At 40.7% G+C, this 2,428-nt stretch carries 3 protein-coding genes; all 3 read left to right on the top strand.

From position 1 onward, the window contains the following. Window positions 1-864: phosphate ABC transporter substrate-binding protein (locus Q0296_RS05360; RefSeq protein ID WP_298037616.1), on the top strand; the 864-nt coding region annotated here is incomplete at its 5' end. Window positions 865-867: 3 nt separating this feature from the next. Next, window positions 868-1,725 carry a phosphate ABC transporter permease subunit PstC gene (gene pstC, locus Q0296_RS05365; protein WP_298037623.1) on the top strand — a complete coding sequence of 286 codons (858 nt, stop codon included), beginning with the start codon at window positions 868-870 and terminating at the stop codon, window positions 1,723-1,725. Then, on the top strand, window positions 1,712-2,428 hold a 717-nt coding region (locus Q0296_RS05370), incomplete at its 3' end, for a PstA family ABC transporter permease (RefSeq protein ID WP_298037625.1). The genes pstC and Q0296_RS05370, both read left to right, overlap by 14 nt.

The following is a 2,428-nucleotide window of genomic DNA, read 5'->3' on the forward strand; positions in this document are numbered from 1 at the left end:
TCACTTATGTTGGCCGCTTCAATGCTGCTTTTATCTTTAAATTTCGCTTCTGGTGCGGACGAAAAAACGCAAGTTAGCTTTAGTGGCTCATCTACACTAGCTCCAGTCATCGCTAAAATTTCAACCGACTTTATCGAAAAGTACGAGACTTGGGATAAAGCAGATAGCACTTTGCCAAACAAAAATATCACTATTTTCGTATCAGCTGGTGGCTCTGGCGCTGGCGTGAAAGCCGTGCTTGATCATGTCGCTGACTTTGGCATGCTAGCTCGCGATATAAAAGATAGTGAAAAGGCAAAAATCAAGGATATGAAAGCCTATACGCTTGGCATAGATGCACTTTGCGTGGCTGTAAACCCAGAAAATGAGGTGATAAAGCTAAAGGGCGGAAATTTAAGCAAAGATGAGATCGTCAAAATTTTCTCAGGTGAGTATAAAAAGTGGAGCGACCTTGACAAATCCCTACCAAATGATGAAATTGTCGTAGTTACAAGAGATCTTGGCGGCGGTGCTCATGAAGTCTTTCAAAAAAAGATAATGAAAGACGTTAAAGTTAGCAAAAACGTCATCCAGTCACCATCAATGGGCGCACTTGTCTCAAAGATCATCGAAAATAAAAATGCTATTGGCTACGCTTCTTTTGGTATCACAAACCAAAACAAAGGCAAGCTAATACCACTAAACGTTGACGGCGTCGAGCCAACTGTTAAAAATATAGTTGATGGCAAATACTACATCTCTCGTCCGCTCATCATCGTAAAAAGTGGCGATCTAAGCAAGAGCGAGCAAATTTTTGTTGATGTGCTAAATTCAACCGAAGGTCAAAAGACTATCGAAAAAATGGGATTTATACCAGTAAAATAGCCAATGACAGGGCAAATTTTTAAAGGCGGGGTATATCTTTTCACACTTTTATCCGCCATGCTTTTGCTTTTACTCGTGGGGTTTTTACTACTAAATTCCACGAGTTTTTTTGCAGAGGTAAGCCTCTTTGACTTCTTACTAAATGACGAATGGGACGTTAGCACAGAGCCATTTAGCTTTGGACTTTTTAATATCCTGCTCGCAAATTTCGCAGTTGCGTTTTTAGCTTGCATATTTTCATTTTTTATCTCGCTTGGCGTTACTATCTTTATCTGCTTTTTTGCGAGCGCTTGGCTTAGGCATGTGCTAGACTGGATGATACGAATACTAGCTGGCATACCTTCGATCATCTACGGATTTTTCGCACTTTACACGGTTGTAAAAATTTTAGAGTCAGGGTTAAAAATGTCCGCTGGAGAGTCAGTTCTAGCAGCAAGTCTGATCCTTAGCGTCATGATACTGCCATTTTTTACATCGCACCTGCTTCAAAGCGTGGGTCTGCTAAAGCAAAATTTCAAAACAAATTCTGACGCACTTGGCGTAAGCACGGGATACTTTATACGTAAGATCATTTTAAGAAAGTCGATAAAAGCTAGCGTTTCAGGCTTTATACTTGCATTTTCCAGAGCAGCTGGCGAGACGATGGCCGTGATGATGGTCATAGGCAACACCCCGCTTTTTCCGCATTTACTCTCAAAAGCACAGACCATACCATCGCTAATAGCCCTTGAAATGGGCATGAGCGAGGCTGGCAGCCTGCACTACCACGCTCTTATTGCAAGCGGATTTGTCCTGCTTGTTTTTATATTTGTGCTAAATATTTTTATCTTTAAATTTGAGAAAAACAATGAACGCTTTTAAGGATTTTTTAGTCAAATTTTACGCTTATCTTTGTGTTTTTATCGTCATTGCGGTGATATTTTGGATATTTTATTTCATCTTTGCAAATGGCATCTCTCAGATAAATTTAGACTTTCTAACCAAAAATCCGCAAGGTTTAAATTTAGGTGAGAGTGGCGGCATAAAAGACGCCATCATAGGATCATTTTTGCTGATGATCCTATCTATGATATTTTCAGCACTTCTTGGCGTTAGCTGCGCCATTTATAGGCAAATTTACTGCACCTCTAGCACGATCAAGCTCGGGCTTAAATTTATCATCCAAACGATGGCCTCGATACCCTCTATCCTGCTTGGTATCTTTGTTTATGGACTTTTTATCGTTAGTCTTGATATCCCAAAGAGCCTACTAACAGCTAGCATTACGCTTGCTTTAATGGTCTTTCCATTTGTTGAAGTGAGCGTTGAAAAGGTGATCTCGCAGATCGATGAAAAGATGTTAAGAGATAGCTTCGCACTTGGCGTTGATAAAAATTTCATGGCTAGAAAGCTAGTTTTGCCAACTATTAGAAAAAATATCATATCTATTTTAATACTTGCTGGCAGCTACGCCATAGGGGCAACCGCGCCACTACTTTTAACAGGGGTTGTTTTCATGGCAAAGGCTGAGGGCCTGCTCTCGCCAGTCATGGCGCTGCCTTTTCACCTGCATATGCTCTTAAGC

This window comes from uncultured Campylobacter sp., assembly GCF_937890585.1.
Lineage (GTDB): Bacteria > Campylobacterota > Campylobacteria > Campylobacterales > Campylobacteraceae > Campylobacter_A.

Excerpts from the sequence above, each read along its gene's own strand:
- pstC (WP_298037623.1), top strand. The coding sequence starts at position 868 with ATGACAGGGCAAATTTTTAAAGGCGGGGTATATCTTTTCACACTTTTA.